At 61.4% G+C, this 15341-nt stretch carries 11 protein-coding genes; 9 read left to right on the top strand and 2 right to left on the bottom strand.

Annotation, left to right across the window (positions count from 1 at the left end; translation table 11 throughout):
• Positions 1–405 (top strand): hypothetical protein (locus tag QRN11_RS20845; RefSeq protein WP_285314337.1); only part of this gene is annotated, 405 nt, incomplete at its 5' end.
• Between the two features lie 823 nt (positions 406–1228).
• Here QRN11_RS20845 and QRN11_RS20840 read toward each other — a convergent pair.
• The gene (locus QRN11_RS20840; RefSeq protein ID WP_285314336.1) at positions 1229–2215 is read right to left on the bottom strand and encodes an aldo/keto reductase; all 987 of its coding nucleotides are present in this window, start codon (positions 2213–2215) and stop codon (positions 1229–1231) included.
• 778 nt (positions 2216–2993) lie between these two features.
• Here QRN11_RS20840 and QRN11_RS20835 point away from each other — a divergent pair.
• The 8 genes from QRN11_RS20835 to QRN11_RS20800 all read left to right on the top strand — a co-directional run bounded on the left by QRN11_RS20835 (position 2994) and on the right by QRN11_RS20800 (position 14602).
• Positions 2994–4160 (top strand): acyl-CoA dehydrogenase family protein, encoded by a 1167-nt coding sequence (locus QRN11_RS20835; RefSeq protein ID WP_285314335.1) that lies wholly within the window; start codon positions 2994–2996, stop codon positions 4158–4160.
• Between the two features lie 34 nt (positions 4161–4194).
• On the top strand, positions 4195–5358 hold the full coding sequence (locus QRN11_RS20830) for a CaiB/BaiF CoA transferase family protein (protein ID WP_285314334.1): 1164 nt from the start codon (positions 4195–4197) through the stop codon (positions 5356–5358).
• A 27-nt stretch (positions 5359–5385) separates the two neighbouring features.
• On the top strand, positions 5386–5841 hold the full coding sequence (locus tag QRN11_RS20825; protein WP_285314333.1) for a MaoC family dehydratase: 456 nt from the start codon (positions 5386–5388) through the stop codon (positions 5839–5841).
• 406 nt (positions 5842–6247) lie between these two features.
• Positions 6248–7108: an alpha/beta fold hydrolase gene (locus tag QRN11_RS20820; protein WP_285314332.1), complete on the top strand. Its 861-nt coding sequence runs from the start codon at positions 6248–6250 to the stop codon at positions 7106–7108.
• Positions 7109–7884: 776 nt separating this feature from the next.
• On the top strand, positions 7885–8832 hold the full coding sequence (locus tag QRN11_RS20815; protein WP_285314331.1) for an HpcH/HpaI aldolase/citrate lyase family protein: 948 nt from the start codon (positions 7885–7887) through the stop codon (positions 8830–8832).
• Positions 8833–8955: 123 nt separating this feature from the next.
• Positions 8956–10125, top strand: a complete 1170-nt coding sequence (locus QRN11_RS20810; protein ID WP_285314330.1) for an acyl-CoA dehydrogenase family protein — start codon at positions 8956–8958, stop codon at positions 10123–10125.
• A 204-nt stretch (positions 10126–10329) separates the two neighbouring features.
• The gene (locus tag QRN11_RS20805; protein ID WP_285314329.1) at positions 10330–11226 is read left to right on the top strand and encodes an SDR family NAD(P)-dependent oxidoreductase; all 897 of its coding nucleotides are present in this window, start codon (positions 10330–10332) and stop codon (positions 11224–11226) included.
• Between the two features lie 1219 nt (positions 11227–12445).
• On the top strand, positions 12446–14602 hold the full coding sequence (locus tag QRN11_RS20800) for an amylo-alpha-1,6-glucosidase (protein WP_285314328.1): 2157 nt from the start codon (positions 12446–12448) through the stop codon (positions 14600–14602).
• A gap of 495 nt (positions 14603–15097) precedes the next feature.
• Here the strand turns inward: QRN11_RS20800 and QRN11_RS20795 are convergent.
• Positions 15098–15341: aldo/keto reductase (locus QRN11_RS20795; protein WP_285314327.1), on the bottom strand; the 244-nt coding region annotated here is incomplete at its 5' end.

Raw genomic sequence — 15341 nt, 5'->3', positions numbered from 1 at the left:
GTCATCTTCTATGAGGGTCTGCATTCATGGGAGGAGGTCCGGATCGCGCTGGCCCAGACTCCGGGCCCTGCTTACGCGATCCCGAGCAAGAAGGCCGGCCTGACGCCGTCGGTTGCTGATCTGAGTGAGATGGGTCAGACGATCAATATCGTGCCCTTCACCAGGCCGGGGATACAGGAGGTCTGGAACCTCCTGCTCGAGGTGAAGGAAACTGGTGAGCTGTCCCCGATCGACCAGTACAACGCGTCAATGACGCAGTACGAGGGCACTCCCAACTTCGTCGGCGGTGGGGATATCTTCGGTAGGCCCAGTTACGAGGACGTACGCATGATGGAGGAGAAGTACCTCCCGAAGAACCTGCAGCGGGACTACGCCAATAACGCCAACGCCGACCTCTCGCGTTGACCTATCTCGGGTCCACGCCCTCGTCCACGAAGCGCTGGGTACGGCCGGAAAACGCGGCGGTGCCAGTGGTTCGCCGGAGGACCTCCCTGCCGCCGACGTGGCGAGTTTTGGCCGACTCCGACTGGAGTGGGGCATGTCTAGAGTTCAGGTCACAAGTAGCTCTTCAAGCCCGGCGCTAATGCGGTGTACGCCCAGGGGCAAGCTGCTGGCCTCCCACCCCAGACGATGGCTACTAGCCGCCCGCCCGGAATATATGGCTCATAGTTAGCGTGCTCTTCCGATGTGACTGCTACAGCGCCTGGTACCGGCCGCTGACGGCCCTGTTGAACCATGTCCATCATCTTGGAAAAGTGACCTCAATTTTAGTTGTCGCTCACACCCCGGTTTGTCCTGGGTGTCTGCCACTGAACGCGGTCGCGGTGAATTGGATAAGGTATAACGGCCAGCCGTGTGAGCACGTGGAACAGTGAGCGGCTAAGGTCGTAGGGACAAGGGAATCTGCCGCTGCATCGTTACATGGCCCGCCGTATTTGTCCGACGTCAATGCCGCATCTGCAACGGAAAACGCGGCTTGACAGATACAGATTAGTCAGACGCCATATGTTACTCGGAGGCAAACCTCTTGGCCCCCGTCAGTGACCTCTCTGGTGATCACGGACGCTCGTGCGTGCGGGCTTCCTCGGCTTGGTGGGCGACTGCATCGTGCCTATTGGTGCTGCGGACGCTGGAGTGGCCTCACCCGCTGACAAAGGAATCGCTGAGACAGATCCTCAGGGCAGGCGTCTTTGTCCGTATACGTGAGCTAACGATTTTCCCTTGGCAGTCAGAGGCCGACGGCTGCCATGCCGGCCTCGTCGTAGCGGTTGCCAGCGACGCCAATCCGCTTGGTGAGAGTGTTCAGGTCGGCGACGTCGTCCGCGGAGAGCGCGATCGAGGCGGCGCCGACGTTCTCGTCGATGCGCTCGCGGCGACGGGTTCCGGGGATGGGGACGATGAACGGATGCTGCGCCAGCAGCCAAGCGAGGGCCATCTGACCGGGTCTGGCTCCGCGCGCGGCGGCGAGGTCGCTCACGTGGTCGAGGAGGGCCTGATTGGCGCGCAGGTTGTCTGCTTTGAACCGGGGGACGTTGGCACGAATTTCGTTGGGAGCGAAGGTGGCGTCGGGTAGCACGGATCCGGTGAGGAACCCCTTGCCGAGGGGGCTGAACGGGACGAAGCCGATGCCCAACTCAGCGCAGGTAGGTAGCACCTCGGGCTCGGGGTCCCGCGTCCAGAGCGAGTACTCGCTTTGCACCGCTGTCACAGGGAACACGGCGTGCGCACGGCGTATGGTGGTCGCGCTTGCCTCGCACAGACCGAAGTGCTTCACTTTTCCCTCGTGGACGAGGTCGCCGACAGCCCCGGCGACGTCTTCGATCGGCACGGTCGGGTCGACACGGTGCTGGTAGAAGAGATCCAGGGCTTCGACCTTCAAGCGCCTAAGCGACTCTTCAGCGACACGACGGATATTCTCCGGCCGTGAGTTGACCCCTTGCGTTCGCCCTTGGGCGATGTCGAAACCGAACTTGGTCGCGACAACTACCCGGTCGCGCATCGGCGCGATCGCCTCGCCAACGAGAATCTCGTTGTCATACGGACCATAGATTTCCGCTGTATCGATAAGAGAAACACCGTGCTCGACGGCATAACGCAGCACGCCCACCATGTCATCACGGTCGCCCGGATTAGGCCCGTAGCCGCTGGACATCGCCATAGCGCCGAGCCCGATCGCGGAGACCTCCAGACCCTGGCCCAGTGCGCGTGTGTGCATTGTGTCGCCTCCTTCTTTTCCAATTCGATCATGGAGACCTCGCGCGGAATGATGAGTTTCCTCAACACCGCACAGGGCAGAAATTGATTACGCCGCGCTGTATTCGGGAGGGCAATCGTCTTGTCGATCAACTCCCTGATGGCGGCGTCGAAGGCCTGCCTTGCGTCATGGGCCCGCCGAAAGGTAGCATCGGTCGTTTGCTTCCCACCGGTCGTTTTCCTCGACCAGGATTGTTCTGGCGAGGCGGAGAAGCCCGCGGGGTAAAAGGACGCTCCGACGACAATGGTACGGGATTAATTTCTTCTTGGACGGGTTCCATCGGCATCGTCGATCGAATTTATTGGAAGTGTTTTCACAGGGGGCCGCGGCGAACGCGAGCAGGTGGCGGGCGTGGGCGAAGACAAGCGGATGATCAAGGCGACTTGGTCCTGGCTGTCGCGGGAAAGGGACCCTTGGGTACCACCCCCGATGCTTCTTTAACCCGGAAAGGGAATCCGAAGTGAGTTTCGCGATGGCCGGACCTCAAGCCCCGAAAACCAGGCCGGAACACCTAATTGCCCGGGCGCCTTCGTCGAGGCCGAGTGTTGGCCGGGGTCCACAACTTGACATCTAGGCGCATGATTGGCAAGAATAGGAACAGCTTGGCAGGGAATGCACACCGCCCTTGCGCTTCTTTCGGGAAATACGAGCAGAAATCACCGGTAGGACGTTTGCTCACAGCAGCGTCACCACAGGCACCAACGACGTTGCGGGTTCGGTGCCGCGAAGGAGACAAAACATGGACTTCACCACCGACCCTGTCCACAACGACATACGAATGGCGGTGCGGACTCTCTGCGCGAAGTTTACGGATGAGTATTGGCTCGAGCGCGACGACCAGCACGATTTCCCTTGGGACTTCTTCAACGCGATAGTCGAGGGTGGGTGGCTGGGCCTGACGATTCCCGAGGAGTACGGCGGCGGCGGACTCGGAGTGACGGAAGCGGCCATTGTCGAGCGCGAAATCGCGGCGTCAGGCGCTGGTATGGGTGGCTGTTCCGCGGTGCATATCGGCATCTTCGGCTTCGAGCCAATCTTGAAGCACGGTAGCGAGGAGCTGAAGCAGCGGTTCCTTCCGCGGGTTTCTGCCGGAGACCTCCAGATCTCGTTTGCCATCACCGAACCTGACGCGGGTACCGACACCACGAACATCTCGACTTTTGCCAAGAAGGTTGACGGCGGCTGGTTGGTTTCAGGTCAGAAGATTTGGATATCCAATGCTCAGCGGGCTGAGCGGATGGTGCTGCTTGCTCGCACTACCCCTCTCAAAGACGGTGCCAAGCGTACCGACGGACTGACAGTATTCTTTGCCCCGATGGATCGGGAAAAGGTCTCGATCCGGTCCATTCCTAAGATGGGCCGTAACTCTGTTGACAGCAATGAACTTTTCATCGACGGACTATTTGTTCCTGAAGAGGACGTGGTCGGCGAGGTCGGCAACGGATTCAAGGTAATCCTGACGGGTCTGAATGCCGAGCGCGTCGTAGCAGCCAACGCCATGCTCGGGACGGGTGAAGCAGCACTGCGGCGTGGCACGCAGTATGCAAAGGACCGAGTGGTGTTTGGTCGGCCAATCGGCCAAAACCAGGGCATTTCCTTTCAGCTCGCTGAGGCGAAAATTCGAATCGAGGCAGCCGATGCGCTCCTGCAAAAGGCGACTTGGATGGTAGATCAGGGGCTGCCCTGTGGCGCGGAGGCGAACTACGCGAAATGGCTGTCCGCCGAAGCCGGCTACTTTGCGGCCGATGTCGCGCTCCAGGTGCATGGCGGAATGGGCTACAGCAAGGAGTTTCACGTCGAGCGCTACTTCCGCGAAGCGCGGCTAATGCGTCTGGCACCAATTAGTCAGGAGATGGTCCTGAACTACGTCGGAGAGCATGTGCTCGGGCTTCCGCGCAGCTACTGAGTCTGATCGTCCACTGAACATCAAGGAGAAGAACGTGACACAAGATCGCACTGCCGGCCCACTCGCCGGCATTCGGGTGCTCGAGCTCGGCAGCATGTACGCGGCCCCCACCTGCGGGCGCATGCTGCGGGACTTCGGCGCCGACGTGATGAAGGTGGAGGACCCTACGGTTGGCGACTACGCTCGCCAGTGGACGCCGATGAAGAACGGTCAGGCGGTCGGATTCGCGCGGCTCAACAGCGGGAAGCGTTCGGTGGGTCTGGACTTGCGTTCGGAGGAAGGCCGCGAGACCGTTCGCCGTCTCGCTGAAAAAGTGGACGTCGTCATTGAGTCTTTCCGCCCGGGCCGCATGGACGACTGGGGCTTAGGATACAGCGCACTATCGGCCAACCACCCCGAACTGGTGATGACGAGCGTCAGCGGTTTCGGCCAGACAGGACCCAATTCCGCGCGCCCCGGATTCGGGACGGCCGCGGAGACCGGCAGTGGTTTTGCACATGTCAACGGTTGGCCCGACAAGCCGCCGGTGTCACCTCCATTCGGTTTCGCCGATTCGATCGCGGGGATCAGCGCCGCGATGGGTACGTCAATGGCGTTGTTTGGTCGGGAACGCTCCGGCGTCGGCGCCCACGTCGATGTCGCACTGTACGAACCGCTGATGTTCATTGTCGGCGACATGATCATGAACTACACCGCAACCGGTCATGTGCAGGGCAGGGTGGGCAATGGCACCGGCTCGTCGTCTCCGCGTGGCATCTACGAAGCAGCCGACGGAAAGCATGTGGCGATCGCAGCGTCGAACCAGGGGGTCGCGAAGCGACTCTTCGCGGCCATGGGCCGTCCGGAAATCATCGATGATCCCCGATACGCTACCAGCGCGGTGCGTCTGCAGCATAACGACGAACTTCAAGAGATCGTCGGCAACTGGGTGGCCGAGCGACCCGCGGCTGAAATCCTCGATGAACTGAATAAATTCGAGGTGGTCTGCAGCCCGGTCAACGATGCCAGCGACGTCGTCGCGGACCCGCACTATCTGGAGCGGACCCTCGTCGAGTTCACGGGCAGCGCTCTCGGACGGGTGCTGATGCCGGGGCCGGTGCTTCATATGAACGGCTACGACGGGCCTGGCTACCACGGTGTGCCGGCGGTCGGTGAGCACACCGACGAGGTCCTTGCAGAGTTGCTCGGCGAAAAGTAAACCACTACTAACTAAGGGAGAGAGATCATGGCTGGTCTTTACTACGAAGATTTCGAGATCGGCAAGGAGTACAAGCACGAGTGGACGCGTACGGTCACCGAGACCGACACGATCCTGTACTGCGGGCTCACGATGAACCCGGCGCCGCTCCACCTTGACCAGCATTACATGGAGGGCACCTTCTATGGCCAGCGCCTGGTGCCAAGCCTGTGGACTGCGGGCGTCATCGGGGGGATGATCGTGAACGACCTGGTGCTGCGCACCAGCCTTGGCAACCTCGGCTATACAAAGTTCGACTTCCCGAAGCCGGTATTCCACGGCGACACGCTGCGCGCGGAGACGACCATCCTTGACAAGCGTGAGTCCAAGAGCCGCCCCGACTCCGGCATCGTCTACTTCGAGCACCGGGGTCTCAATCAGCGCGATGAAATCGTTCACATCGCTCATCGCGCGGGATTAATGATGAAGCGCCCTGTGGAATAGCAACAGTTGTGAGAGTCACCGAGACGTGAACTCAACCACGACAAAACCACGGACAGTGACATTTCCGAACGGCTATCTGATGGACGACCTCGACGAGGTTTATCACCGGCGGGCGAGTCATCGCCGATCTTGGCCCTACTTTCTAACGCGGGACCACTGACTTGATGGACAGATTTATCGCGCTAAGCCAAGGTGGTTCCAAGAATGGATCGGCAAATATGGCTGCGTGAGCATTGGCAACAGCGGACGGGCGGTGTTGTTGGCATGAGGTAGCGGATCCTGGCAATGGAAAATGTAGGTGAGTGTTCACCAGCCCTACTATTTTCAAACCAATTTGTACGCGCCTCGTCCCGCTTGAGCAGCGCAGAGACGTCGCCCATTGTGGGCGAATTTGTGGAGGCAAGACATGTGCGAGCCGGAATGGTTTAGAGACTCTATCGCGGAATGTGGCACCCCGATTCAGCGGCGCGACGGCGAGAAGACGCTGACAGGACTTCGGTGGGGTAAGGGTTCCGGTCGGACCGCGGTGCTGGTTCATGGCGGTGCGGCTCATGCGCACTGGTGGGATCACATTGCGCCGAGACTAGCTGCACGTGCGTTCGATCGAGTCGTGGCCATCGATCTGAGCGGTCACGGGGATTCTGACTGGCGCGAAAGCTATTCAACAGCGACTTGGGCGAATGAGCTGCGCGAGTCGGTCAATGAATGGGGCGGTGATCGTCCTATTGTCATTGCGCATTCGTTGGGCGGAACGGTTGCCTGTTTGGCCGCAGGCCGCGAGGATCCGGGGTGGGGTGGACTTATCGTCGTCGATTCGCCGATAGGTCGCCCGTTCCAGTCCAGGTCCGTCGAGGAGCGCCGATCCGCTGCTCCACGCCGCGCATACGCGAGTGTCTCGGAAGCGGTGGCATCTTTTCGGCTCCTGCCAGCTCAGACCCTCCCTGCAGAATTTGTAGTTGAGCATATCGTGCGGTACGGGCTAAGCCATCGAAGTGACGGTTGGGTATGGAAGTTCGACCCGAAGGTCCTTTATAGGCCTGATCGGTTGAACACTGTCCCCTGGGCCGAAGTCCAGAGCAACGTTAGTGGGCGTGTGGCCTTCATCCATGGCCCGAAGTCGCGAGTTGCCGACGCGGCGGTGGTCGCGATGGCGCGCGCAGCCTTAGGTGCTGACTCAGTGGTGTCCAGCCCAGGCCACCATCACCTCATTCTGGAAGATGCACCTGCCTTCTGTCGCGTCGTGGAGGACGTCGTCGAAGATTGGTAGCCCACTGATGCCATCTGTGGACGACTAATGCCAGTCTTGGATAGCAAGGATTCGGCACAGTTGTCCCACTTCGGGATAGATCCGGGCCGTGATCGTCAGATCAATTTGCCGCGCGGGCGGCAGCGATCACGACCTCGTGGCGCGGGTGTTTCCTTAAGTTTGTATGGCCCGGTCTCTGACCAGGGTGTGACCTGCGGTTTCACCGTCGAAAGGGGCGGGCCTCTTTGCCGAGGTCAGTTTGACCTCCGACCCCTTGAAAGCGTTTGTGCGCGGATCTGACCAGATCGAACGCTCGTCACGGCAGCGGAGGAGCATGCGAGGGCCCGCGACGCTTGTGAGGAACTCCTCTCTAGGATGACAGCGCTGTCCTGGAGGGGCCGTGGAAACCGAGATGAGCGACCACCTTGGCATAGAGTCTGGGTACCCCTACGACACGGCAGGGGTAACTCCCATAACGGCAAGACCTCCACGCGCAGGCAGACTCTTCATGGACGGCTGCGGTCACGGTGTGGCTAGACCGTAACAGATCCTCCGAGCTCTGATCGTGCCCAAGCGGGTCCGCCGGCTGGCCAAAGTCGAAGCCATAATCGTCTCCCTTCAGCCCCGGAGCATGAGCATCCGGCACATCGCCGGGTGCTAGGGGTAGACCCGTTTTCCTGGCTTCAGACGTCCGGATCTAAGGTTGCAAATCCATGCGTATGATTGCTATGCTTCCAGCAGATAGTCGGGATAGATTCCGAACTGCTCCATAACGACATCCATATCTAGGAGATCAAATGACAACGTCTCGGTCAGTAGGTCGCTGGTACCGCTCATTCCTGTGGGTGCCTGGACATAAGCCCGCATGGGCGCCGAAGGCCATCAACACGCAGGTGGACGCCCTGTTCCTCGATCTTGAGGACAGTGTTCCAATTGCGAACAAGGCTGAAGGCCGTCAGGGCATCCGCGAAATGCTCGAAGCGCATGCCTCGGAGAACGTTGGCCTTTTCGCTCGCGTGAACGGGTGGGGTACGGGCGAACTCATCGCAGATGTCGACGGCATTGTCGCTCCGGGGCTTGATGGCATCATGCTTGCGAAGTGCGAGAGCCGAGATCACGTTTCCGCTCTCAGCCTCGTCCTCGACGAACTTGAAGCGGCGCGGGGATTGCCGATTGGCGGGATCGAAATCGTTCCTTGCATCGAATCTCCGGCCGGTCTGCATCACCTGTACGACATTTGTATGGCTTCGCAGCGTGTGAAGCGCGTGAACGGTTTGGGTGTCGCGGCACCCGGTGGTGACTTCGCAGGGTCGCTAAACATCCGTCTGAGTCCGGATGCGCGCGAAGGGAACCTCTACGCGTTGGCTGCCATGACGGCGGCGCGTGCCGCCGGCGTCACTCAGATTCTGGGTGGACCCGCGACCGACGTGGCGAACCTTGACGTTGTTCGCGAGGTTCACGAGCAGGCGCGAGCACTTGGAGCAACGTCCGGTCACGTCATCCACCCGAGCCACGTCGCCATCGTCAACGAGATCTACTCGCCGTCGCAGGAGGAGATCCAGGAGGCAGTGGAACTCATGGAAGCGCTCACCGAGGCCGTGGAGGCCGGCCATGCGGCAGTCCGCCACAAGGGGCACATGATCGACTACGCACACGCTCGAGCGATCCTGGACCTTCTTGAGCGCGCTCACCAGTCCGGCCTGTTTGCGGGACCGGTACCGCAGCTTCCGGTTCTTTCGCACTAGCCGAGACTCGCCGCGTTCGTGCCCTAGATCCGCTGATGCATGGACGTGGTTGAGTATCAACCAACATACGCCTCCAGACGGGAGGCAGAACCCATCGGTTTTCTCACCGCGAAGGACAACACCATGCAGGACAACATGTACGAACTCGGTGCCGACGAGAAGGATATGGTCAATCTCGTGCGCTCCTGGGTCGAGGCTCGCGTAAAGCCGGTGGTGCAGGAACTCGAGCACTCGAACACGTACCCCGCCGACCTCATCGATGAAATGAAGGAGATGGGGATCTTCGGTCTTGCGATACCGGAGCCGTGGGGTGCGGGGGCAGTGGGCACCCCCTGCTACGCGGCAGTCACGGAAGAACTGGCTCGCGGATGGATGAGTCTCGCTGGGGCAATGGGAGGACACACAGTTGTCGCGAAGCTCATTCTCACCTACGGCTCGCAGGAACAGAAGGATCGTTATCTTCCGCAGATGGCGACCGGAGAAATCAGGGCCACGATGGCTTTGACGGAACCCGGGGGAGGTTCCGACCTTCAGGCGATGCGTACCGTAGCTCGCAAGGATAGTGAGGACTACGTCATCAATGGCTCCAAGACGTGGATCACGAATGCGAGACGGTCCCAGCTAGTGGCGTTGCTGTGCCTGACAGACCCTGCTGCTGAGCCGAGACACCGCGGTATGAGTATCCTCCTGGTCGAGAAGGGTCCTGGTTTCGAGGTTTCCCGTGACCTTCCGAAGCTCGGTTACAAGGGGGTTGAGAGCTGCGAGCTATCGTTTTTAGATTTCCGGACGCCGAAGAGTTCGCTTCTGGGCGAGACGGAGGGTCATGGTTTTGGCCAGATGATGCGCGGGCTCGAAGTCGGCCGAATTCAGGTGGCCGCTCGTGCACTCGGCGTGGGGCGGGCTGCGCTGGAAGATTCGATCCGCTACTCCCAGCAGAGGGAGAGCTTCGGCAAGGAGATCTGGCAGCACCAGTCGATCGGCAACCATCTCGCGGACATGGCAACGAACCTGACCGCTGCCCAGCAGCTTGTTCACTACGCCGCGCGTCGATACGACTCGAACGATCGTGCCGACATGGAGGCGGGCATGGCCAAGCTGTTTGCATCTGAAGCGGCTATGAAGATTGCCCTCGATGCGATCCGAATTCACGGCGGCTACGGATATTCCACCGAGTTCGATGTTGAGAGGTATTTCCGGGACGCGCCCCTCATGATCGTGGGTGAGGGCACAAACGAAATTCAAAAGGGCGTAATCGCTCGCCAACTGATTCAGCGGAACAAAGTCAAGGCTTGATCCGGCGAATCGATGACTGTCGAACGATGGCGTTGTCAGCCCCATCGGGCTGGAGCGCCATCTTCAGCACGGTCTACCTGTTTTTGTGCCTGAATCCTTCCCTGAGCGATGCGCCGTAGCCGTAAGCCCGGACGCGTAGACCCGGCGCGCTGACGCATTACCGCCGGGGTGGCACGCCTCTGTCAGCCGACGAAAGGAAATGTCATGGAGAACTTGCGGGGCCGCACCGCGGTCATCACTGGGGCCGCAACGGGGATGGGCCGGTCAATGGCATTGACGTTCGCAAGGGAAGGCATCAACGTCGCGATAGCGGACATCGATCTTCAAGCGGCCGAGGCTACCCGCGATGAGGTCTTGGCACTCGGGGTGAACGCGATTGCTGTGCAAACCGATGTGTCGAAGCTCGAAGCGGTGGAATCGCTCGCCGAGGAAGCGTACGCAAGCTTCGGGAACGTCGACATTCTCGTGAACAACGCAGGGGTTACGATGCGCCCGTTCCGGGCGTCATGGGATACCGCGTACGCAGACTTCCAATGGATGATGAACGTCAACTGGTGGGGCGTTCTGCACGGTCACCACGTGTTCGTGCCGCGGATGCGCCAGCAGCCCGGCGACAAGCACATCGTCAACACGTCTTCGATGGCCTCCCTCCGCCCGATCGCAGGTCATTCCGCGTACTCCGCTTCGAAGATGGCCGTTGACGGCTTCTCACTCGTAGTGCGTGAGGAGTACAAGACAGCCGGTCTCGACATCGGTGTCTCGATCTTGTACCCGGGAGCGGTCACAACCCGAATTAACACGAGTGAGCGCCTACGCCCGGAGCAGGAGCGGTCTGAGGTCCGCGGCGTGAAGCCCTGGTCGAGCTATCTACCGGACGAACTGCAGTCCACCGATCCACGGCAGACTGGAGGCACCCAGAACACCGTTTTGAGGCCCCCGATCGACCCCGATGAGGTCGGGCCGATGGTGCTCGAAGGCATCAAGCACGACAAGCTGTACATCGCGACTCACCCTGTGCCGCAGGAGCACATCGACGAACGCCGTGAACTCCTTGCCAACGCCTACTGGTCACCGAGCTCCTCGGGAAGTCGGACCGAGTGACGAGTCATTCGCGGATTCGCACCTTTCAGCTGTCCGCTTGATGCCAGGGCCGGTCGCCCACGGCGTACGATCGCGCAACGGTCCGCGATCCGACATGAGTGGCCATCCTACTCCACCATCAGGTTCAGCCGAGCTAGTGGTGCTGTGCGCCCGGACTTCTCCTCATTCTCGAGCCCGTAGTCGAACGCCGCCAGGATCCGCTTCGAGTCCTCCGCGAACGCTCGCTTGAACTCCGGATGCGTAATGATGAACTGGTGCCGCTTTCCAACTTCGTCCAGCTATGGATCGGCTAGGGTTTCGTCGCTATCGGCTTCACTGTGCGGCGATCGCCGGGTGGGCCGAATCGAGGTCAGCGTAGTAGGCTTACTCGATCTCGAGCGGAGTGCAAAGGTTCAGCTCGCCTGGCAGGCGAGAGCTCGCCACGCTCGAATACGTGCGGTGGGGGAGGATCAACCAGCGCCTCCGTGCGGCCCCTGGAAGGCCGGGTACATCTCGCCCGATCCTTACCTCGTTCGAAATCGAACTCGAACTCACGAAGCGTTACCGAGCCCTCAGAGGGAGGGTTCCAACGGGCCGGCGACCAGGAGTTTGCGGCCGCCTTCGGTGCGACCGGTGCATATACCGCTTCGGGATTGTCGAGGCGATCGAGTAACCTCCGGCACCATCTATCGAAAGGTCCACGTTGAGGCCGTGGAACAGATGTACTTCAAGTCCGCCGAGAACTGAGCCAGCTCGATAAGCGTCAGCAGAACCCAAATCTGCCATACCCGCTAGCCACCATGCTGCATCTTCGCCGGATACGATTAGCCGCAGGGATGTAGCTTTGCCAGGCTAGATCTACTGCCCAGGGACGTTCATTGGGTGAATGTGATGACTTGCTGGAATCGCTCACTCATTCGTGAGGACCTTCGGTTGCGCAGTGGAAGTTGCTTAGACAACCGCTGAGGCAAGCAGGACGTCCTCCTGCCCCACGCCAATGCCGCTTTGACTCCGAGCCAACGGCTACGCGTCGTGCGTTCAATCATTGACCCGAGAGGTCGGTCTTCGAGCGCGTACCGGCTGTGCAACCGGACCCCCAGAATGTGGTTGCCGTGTGGCGGCATCGGCTCTGGTGCCGCGGGAAAGACCGGCGTAGCGTCGGTTAGAGGATCGTGAGGACCGCCGCTCGGTCCGGCATCGGGCGGCGGCGTCCGGGCCAAATCCTATGAAGGAGCCAGGGATGGCTGGATGGAATGCCGATACTGCTGCCGGACCGCTGGGAGCCGGGACGGTCACCTTGGTGGAAGGTTCATCCTTCTGCATATCGTCACCGAACGGGGACATTCACCCGGAACTGCCGCAGGGGGTGTTCTTCCAAGACACCCGCGTCGTCTCCCGCTGGAGCCTGGCCATCAACGGCCAGCCGCTGGAGCCGCTGGCGGCTGAAACCAAGGAGCCGTACCGGGCTCTGTTTGTCTGCCGCGTTGCCCGCCGCGACGGGTATGCGGACACCCCGCTGGTCGTGGAGCGGCTGCGGGAGGTGGGGGTCGGCCTTCAGGAACAGGTGACGATCAGGAACTATGGCCTGGACCCGGCGGAGTGCGTTGTTTCCCTCAGCGTGGGGGCCGACTTCGCGGACCTGTTCGAGGTGAAGGAGGCACACATCCGGCGGCAGTGGGTCGAGTCCCGCCAGTCCGGGGACGGTTCTCTGGCCATCCGGGGCACTTGGCAGGACATCCGCAAGGGCGCCACCGTCCAGGCCAGGGGTGCAGAGGTCACCGCGGATGCCATGGTCTACCGGGCGGTCGTGCCGCCCCACGGGCACTGGAGCACGGTGTTCAGCGTAGTGCCCTCCGCCGACGGAGACGGTCCCGTGGCGCCGTTTGTTCATCCGGGGGGTGGTGGGCTGTCCGTAAGTGACCGGCGCCGTCGGGAATGGGTGGCCAGGATCCCGGTACTGCGCATGGGCAACCGTTCCATCGAACGGACCCTGCGGCGCAGCTACGACGACCTGGGCGCCCTGCGGATCCAGGATCCGGAGCACCCGGACCGGGTGGTGGTGGCCGCTGGCGCGCCCTGGTTTATGACCCTGTTTGGCAGGGATTCGCTGTTGGCCTCGGCCATGTCGCTGCAGGTGGACCCTGCCCTGGCCCTCGGCACGCTGCAGACGCTGGCCGACCGCCAGGGCACGGTGGTGGACCCGGTGAGCGAGGAGGAACCGGGCAAGATACTGCACGAGGTCCGCCTCGATGTCTCCAGTGGGCTGGCCCTGGGCGGGAAGTCCGCCTACTACGGCAGCGTGGACGCCACCCCACTGTTCGTGACGATGCTGGGGGCGGTCAGTCGCTGGGGCTTTGCCAGGGAAACCATTGACGCGCTGATGCCGCACGTGGACCGGGCGCTGGACTGGATCCGGGACTACGGGGACAAGGACGGCGACGGATTCGTCGAATATGAGCGCCTGAATGACCGGGGCCTGATCAACCAGGGCTGGAAGGACTCCTGGGACGGGATCAATTTCGCCGACGGCACCCTGGCCGAGCCGCCAATAGCCCTCTGCGAGGTGCAGGCCTATGTCTACACCGCGTACATGGCGCGGGCGTGGATGGCCTACGATGCCGGTGAAGCGGACCTGGCTGCCGACCTGCGGGACCGGGCGGCACGGCTGAAGCAGCGGTTCAACGAACAGTTCTGGCTGCCGGACAAGGGTTACTATGCCGTCGCCCTGGACAAGGACAAGCGCCCCGTAGACGCCTGCGCCTCCAACATGGGCCACTGCCTCTGGCACGGTCTGGTGGACGAGGACAAGGCCCCACTGGTGGCCGAACGGCTGATGTCCCCCGAGATGTTCAGCGGCTGGGGCGTGCGGACCCTGGCCACCAACATGGGCGCCTACAACCCGGCCAGCTACCACAACGGCTCGGTGTGGCCCCACGACAACGCGATCATCGCGGCCGGGCTGCTGCGCTACGGCTTCGTGGAGCAAGCTCAGCGGATCGCCACCGCCCTGCTCGAGGCCGCCGAGTACTCAGGCGGCCGTTTGCCTGAACTGTTCTGCGGCTTTGACCGGGAGCAGCTCGTCGCACCCGTGCCCTATCCGACGGCGTGCTCGCCTCAGGCCTGGGCAGCGACCACCCCGATTTTCCTGGTAACGACGTTGATGCGCTATGACGTGCATGTGTCCGAAGGCAGCATGTGGTTGGACCCGGTGCTTCCGCAGTCCTTCGGCCACCTGCACATCACCAACGCTCCCACGGGCGCCGGGCCGGTAACCATAGATGCCTCCGGTACCAGCGCCTCCGTCCAGGGACTGCCGAAGAGCCTGGTGCTCCACCGCGGACACCGGCCCTGGATAACCGAACAGGTTGAGCAGGCCAAATTGCGTCAGGAGACGTAGCGGGACTTTCAGTCCTTGCATGGGATCCCGCAAACCAAGGAACTCGAAAGGCTCACGTGCTGGAACCGAAGTGCCGGCCAGTAGGCTCCCGGGGGATAGCGGCGTCGTTCATGAACGGAAAAGAATTAGCAAGGTCTACGTGCTTCAGGGCGAGACCCTAGTGGAGGACGGGAAACCGAGCTAACCGGCAAAGTACCCAAGGGCGAACCTTTAGCCAAAGAAGAGAACAAACCTCGGTGGAGGAAGAAGGCCCAGTAATAGTCGACTTCTCCGGCTCGCGAAGTCTCACCGGCTTTTTCCCGTTCATTCAGGCCCCTGGTCTCCGCTGGAAGGCACTGCCGGCATGCCCGACTCAATTCCAAGGAATGGGACAGCAAGTCACGGTCGGAAAGATAGTGAGACGTAGAGGGTAGGGAGGCGGCATGCGGCGCATCATCTTATGCCTAGGCCGCCGCCCGCAGTGCTTCTCCCGCTGTTCGACTCGTGGACGTTTGGTCAGGCCGGGATGAGAGCGGAGGTCTCGTCGAGGCGGTGAATTTCCGGTTCTGTGAGGGTGAGGGAGGCTGCTGCCATGAGGTCGGGCAATTGTTCCACGGTGCGGGCGCTGGCGATTGGCGCGGCGATGTGGGGCCGGGTGAGAAGCCAGGCGAGGGCTGTCGTTGCGATGGTGGTGCCTCGCTCCTTCGCGATGTCCTCCAGCAGGGAGATAACCTTCAAGCCTTCGGTACTGAAGTAGCTG

Source organism: Pseudarthrobacter sp. fls2-241-R2A-168 (assembly GCF_030209335.1).
Classification (GTDB): domain Bacteria; phylum Actinomycetota; class Actinomycetes; order Actinomycetales; family Micrococcaceae; genus Arthrobacter.
This window is presented reverse-complemented; position numbering and strand designations above follow the sequence as displayed.

Coding starts and splice junctions, on each gene's coding strand:
- QRN11_RS20835 (WP_285314335.1), top strand. CDS start 2,994: ATGGACTTCACCACCGACCCTGTCCACAACGACATACGAATGGCGGTG.
- QRN11_RS20810 (WP_285314330.1), top strand. CDS start 8,956: ATGCAGGACAACATGTACGAACTCGGTGCCGACGAGAAGGATATGGTC.
- QRN11_RS20805 (WP_285314329.1), top strand. CDS start 10,330: ATGGAGAACTTGCGGGGCCGCACCGCGGTCATCACTGGGGCCGCAACG.
- QRN11_RS20815 (WP_285314331.1), top strand. CDS start 7,885: ATGACAACGTCTCGGTCAGTAGGTCGCTGGTACCGCTCATTCCTGTGG.
- QRN11_RS20820 (WP_285314332.1), top strand. CDS start 6,248: ATGTGCGAGCCGGAATGGTTTAGAGACTCTATCGCGGAATGTGGCACC.
- QRN11_RS20840 (WP_285314336.1), bottom strand. CDS start 2,215: ATGCACACACGCGCACTGGGCCAGGGTCTGGAGGTCTCCGCGATCGGG.
- QRN11_RS20800 (WP_285314328.1), top strand. CDS start 12,446: ATGGCTGGATGGAATGCCGATACTGCTGCCGGACCGCTGGGAGCCGGG.
- QRN11_RS20825 (WP_285314333.1), top strand. CDS start 5,386: ATGGCTGGTCTTTACTACGAAGATTTCGAGATCGGCAAGGAGTACAAG.